Source organism: Paenibacillus sp. AR247 (genome assembly GCF_002968895.1).
Lineage (GTDB): Bacteria > Bacillota > Bacilli > Paenibacillales > Paenibacillaceae > Paenibacillus_AQ > Paenibacillus_AQ favisporus.
Genome location: NZ_PCZT01000009.1, coordinates 354,051 through 358,183, shown reverse-complemented (window position 1 = coordinate 358,183; position 4,133 = coordinate 354,051). Strand labels below are relative to the sequence as shown.

The window sequence follows — 4,133 nt, the reverse complement described above, 5'->3', positions numbered from 1 at the left end:
AAAAATTAAAAAGCTGACCCTGTTAGTGTTCATAATCACCTCAGGGTCAGCCTGACTTCATGACGAATTGGCTTGATGATTTGGGACTATAATGTGTTTCCATTAGGTTGGATCTGAAATATCAATGATACGAGTTCAACCCAATCAGATGATTGGATAATTCAACTTGTAACTCGGGTAGCAATAGTACGGTGGTCTAAGTCCAATTTTAGACATCGGCCAGGAATCCTCTATATAGACCATCTTTACTTTTTCATTTGAATGGTTTACTAGCAATAGCTTTACTTCCGGATTAAATTCATATCTCAAAGTGGTAACACCCTTCCATTAAGAATGTGTGGATTCTCCCCCATCAACATGAAGAACTTGACCAGTAACAAAACGAGAATCATCGGAAGCAAGATAGACATAAGTTGGCGCAAGTTCAAATGGATGGGCAACTCGTTCCATTGGATTAAATGCTCCATATACAGCGACTTGATCTGACGAGAAACTTGCTGAAATAAGTGGGGTCCAAATTCGGCCGGGGGCGACGGCATTGACTCGGATGCCTTGTTTCACGACATTTTTTGCCAAGGCACGTGTCCAGCCAACGATTGCGCCTTTTGTGGACGTATAATCAATCATTTGCTGCTCACCCACATACGTCACTACTGAAGAAGTACCTATGATTGAGCTGCCTGGTTTTAAATGGGGAAGCGCTGCTCTTGTTGTGTAAAAATGAGAGTATATATTTACTTTGAAGGTGTCATCAAATTGCTCATCTGTAATGTCAAGCAGACTTAGTTGTTGGAATTGAATACCCACGTGGTTACAAAGAATATCTAGACGTCCAAACGTATTTACTGTTTGTTCTACAATGGAGATACACTGTTGTTTGTCTCGCAAGTCACCAGGCATTAGAATACAACGTTGTCCGAGTTGTTCAATCCTCGTTTTTGTTCTATTTGCATCCTCATGTTCATCTAAGTATGAAATAGCAACATCTGCTCCTTCTTTAGCAAACGCAATTGCAACGGCCGCACCAATACCACTGTCACCTCCTGTAATAAGTGCAACTTTTCCTGTTAACTTTCCGCTCCCTTCATAATTCGGATTTTCGATAATCGGAAGGGGTACCATTAATTTTTCCACGCCGGGATGGCGGAGCTGGCGCTGTTCAGGCAAACTTATCGGAATTTCTTCGTAACGTGTGATTTTCCCATAGTTAGGGTACATAGGATAAGGTTGAGTTATCATGTTCGCTTTAAACATTTGTTGCATTTGCTTTATTTGGTCTAATTGATGACTTTGGTCCTTTTGATCCATGGAAACCTCCAATAGAAATAATTTTCTTCTATAGGATGTATATGTTGTTTACTGCAAATAAAGTAAAAAAATTGTTTACATATCGACACAGAAGCGTATTTTTCCTCATAAGAGACAGCATTTTACGTTATTGAACTGACCTTTAGACAAGGATCTTTACTCATAATTTTAGCCCCTTCCAGCATTTAAAACGAAAAAAAGCCGCAACTATGCGGCTGCCTTCAATGTTTATTGAGCTAACGCTACTCTAGCTTAAAAACATATTCTTCGACTTCCTCAGCACGTGCATTGGAAAACCCCTTGTCTTCACCACAAATCTTAAATCCGCATTTTTCCAATACCCGAATAGAAGCTGTATTATCTTTTGCTGCACGAGCAAATAATGGACGAATGTTTACATAGTCAAGAAGTTGAGAAAGTGATCTAGTTGCAATACCTCTTCCCCAGTACTCTCGTCCGATCCAGTAGCTGACTTCTGGTTCACCGAACTGTTCAAAACTCGATACATGCCCCGCAACTTGATCGTTAAAAAGCACGGTCTTTTTTATAATCCGGTCGTCGTCTAATATCTTGTGCCAGTGAGACATAAAGGCGATCTTGTCCGTTGGATCTTTGGCAGTAAAGGCAGCCATATGGTTGGCAGTCTTGTCCAATTGCTGCTCAAAAAATATCGGTAAGTCATCTTTATTCACGTCTCGCAATATCACTTCGTTATTCATATTTCCACCTCACTAAGTGATGTTTTCCGAACCGAACGATAACGCCCTTTTGAAAACGTCCTTTCATTGGGGAAATGAAAATATCAGTCCATAGACTCTGTCGAAATCGTCCCGCATCCGTTGAATAATGCGAAATGCTGAAAACAATGGTTCATTGCTGTTCGCAACTGCTTTGTTGGCTGTATGCCGTTCTCGTACCAGATATTTTTAACAACGAGTGTCCCGGTTTTTCGCTCCGCGATGACTTCGGCTCGTCCGATTAGGCTTTCTCCGTATAATAGAGGCAGCACATAATAACCGAATTTCCGTTTGATTGCGGGCGTGTAAATCTCCCAGGTGTAATCGAAGCCAAACAATTCACTGATCAGCTTTCTGTCCCAAATCAAATTGTCCAGCGGGGCAATCAGCTCGCAGCGAAATTTCGGTTCCGGATTTTGCAGGACGGCTTCAATGAGCGGCAAGTCCTCTGCGCGGCAGTACAGCGTATCCTTCAATTGCTCTACGGCAATAGCCACAATGCGAGCTTCGTCCAACAACTGGCGGAAAACCTCGTTACGCTGCTCCGCTTTCAATCCCCATATGTTCAGCCAAGCATCGGATGCCCGATTCCATAACAGGCCAACAGCACCGATCCGGCGCAGTACCCGCCACTTGTGATGATCAAGCTCGGCCTTCAGCGGCTCCGACGCATTCAGCAGATTTGGCGGTATGTATTTCTCGGCGATATCGTAATATTTACGAGTTCCTTTTTTGTGATGGATAATCAACTCGCCTGTCGAGTACATCTGTTCCAGCACCGACCGGGAGGTATTGTTTCCGCCGCTCCAGTGGATGGCCGATTGCCACGAGAAATTCCCATCCAATTGTAGATCATCCGAGCTTAGCGCACCGTGATTGTGGATGTGAACCCGCACTTGCTCAGTCAACTCTTCCATTCCGGGGTAGCGCTTGGCATGTTGTCGGGCGGCCTGCCTGTACCGCTCAAAATACGGCCAGTCCTCGAGAGGTATAATAGCCAGATTCTTGTCAGGATAATCGATCAGGAATCTATCTTTATACAGCAGCTCGTCGAGCATGTTCTTGGTAAATCCTTTGATTCGCGACTGCAGCACCAATTCGGCGTTTTTTCCGCAAACATCGATGGGATCGTATTGAATACAGCCGACCTGCCGTACAAAATCCAACACTCCCTCCTTTCCAGCAAATTGATATTCACCTAGGAGCCCGTGCTTCAATAACAGAAATTGTCTTGCCTGGCGGTTAGTCAATTCGATCATGAACGCATCGGCTCCTTAACGAAACATTCGGGAGCCGCTTGCACAAGATGACGGGTGGCGGAGTTGCTTATCTCAATATAGTCATTATTTACTTCTTGCCTTAATGGCGGAATCCATTCGGGAATTTCGTCTGCAATCCTCTTTCCTAATACCGAAAATGGCTCTTTTTCAACGATTCCAACCACGCCTATTCCCCCTCTCTGTGGAAAACGCACAAACAAACACATGTTCCCATACATTTTACCATTATCTAGAGAATAAAAACAAGAAAGGATTGAAAAATACACTCGCCCGATCGGATCCTCCAAGGAAAAGGGGCACCCGATTTCGAGTGCCCCTTCAACCTCTATTACCAAGCCATCATCATCTGGTGGCGGCTGATGAATAGACGACCGGGAAATGATCGCCCATCAGAATGTCCCCTTTGTTAACCGTGACATATGACAGCATCGGATGGCTGCCGTCCGGTTCGTAACGGGTATGTCCCGGCATGTAGTGAACGGCGATTGCCCGCCGTTTGCGCTCCGAACGGTTGTGAGGGCTTCCGTGCCAAGTGAGGCAATGGTGGTAGCCAACCTGCCCTTTTTTGATTTCAAACGGTACCGCTTCCACTTTTGCTTCCTCCGGCAGCAGCTCCGGCTGACGATGGTAAGGCATGAAATCGGGCGTGTTCGCCAAATCGTGTTGATGATTCCCCCACTTATGGCTGCCAGGCACCATCCACATGCAGCCGTTCTCGATGACCGCATCGTCGAGCGCGACCCAAGCGCTTACCAAATCCGCGGGCTGAATGATCGGCCAAAGCGGGTGGTCCTGGTGCCAGTGTGTC

At 45.3% G+C, this 4,133-nt stretch carries 5 protein-coding genes; all 5 read right to left on the bottom strand.

Annotation, left to right across the window (positions count from 1 at the left end; genetic code table 11):
* Window positions 1–327 precede the first annotated feature (327 nt).
* Window positions 328–1,308, bottom strand: coding sequence for an SDR family oxidoreductase (locus tag CPT76_RS09585; RefSeq protein ID WP_105442760.1), 981 nt, complete (start codon window positions 1,306–1,308; stop codon window positions 328–330).
* 242 nt (window positions 1,309–1,550) lie between these two features.
* Window positions 1,551–2,027, bottom strand: coding sequence for a GNAT family N-acetyltransferase (locus tag CPT76_RS09580; protein WP_105442759.1), 477 nt, complete (start codon window positions 2,025–2,027; stop codon window positions 1,551–1,553).
* Window positions 2,028–2,110: 83 nt separating this feature from the next.
* The gene (locus CPT76_RS09575) at window positions 2,111–3,304 is read right to left on the bottom strand and encodes a winged helix-turn-helix domain-containing protein (protein ID WP_105442758.1); all 1,194 of its coding nucleotides are present in this window, start codon (window positions 3,302–3,304) and stop codon (window positions 2,111–2,113) included.
* On the bottom strand, window positions 3,301–3,489 hold the full coding sequence (locus CPT76_RS38290) for a hypothetical protein (protein ID WP_105442757.1): 189 nt from the start codon (window positions 3,487–3,489) through the stop codon (window positions 3,301–3,303). The genes CPT76_RS09575 and CPT76_RS38290 overlap by 4 nt, the downstream gene beginning before the upstream one ends.
* 178 nt (window positions 3,490–3,667) lie before the next feature.
* Window positions 3,668–4,133, bottom strand: a 466-nt coding sequence (locus tag CPT76_RS09565) for a phytanoyl-CoA dioxygenase family protein (RefSeq protein WP_146116284.1), incomplete at its 5' end; no start/stop codon positions are given.